The following is a 234-nucleotide window of genomic DNA, read 5'->3' as shown; positions in this document are numbered from 1 at the left end:
TAGGCGCCGAATCGCGGCAGTCTGAGGAACATCGACGCCACACCGGCGATGAACACCGGCATGGACAGCATCGGGATCAGCGCCTGGCCGGCGTCGAAAGCCCAGGAGAACACCAGCAACGGCGCCAGCGCCACGGCCAGGTATTGCCAACAGGCCAGCTCCAGCCGGCGACGCACCTGGGAGCGGGTCACGCCCGACCGGCCGCGCCCTGGTGCTCGTTACCCATCATGTGGC

Annotated in this window: 1 pseudogene; it reads right to left on the bottom strand. The window is 68.4% G+C overall.

Features of this window, described 5'->3' with window-relative positions:
- Nucleotides 1-191: pseudogene (locus M2D63_RS26160) on the bottom strand (MFS transporter); the annotation flags it as partial.
- Nucleotides 192-234 lie beyond the last annotated feature (43 nt).

The organism is Pseudomonas sp. BJa5 (genome assembly GCF_030272875.2).
In the GTDB taxonomy this organism is placed as follows: domain Bacteria; phylum Pseudomonadota; class Gammaproteobacteria; order Pseudomonadales; family Pseudomonadaceae; genus Aquipseudomonas.
This window is presented reverse-complemented; position numbering and strand designations above follow the sequence as displayed.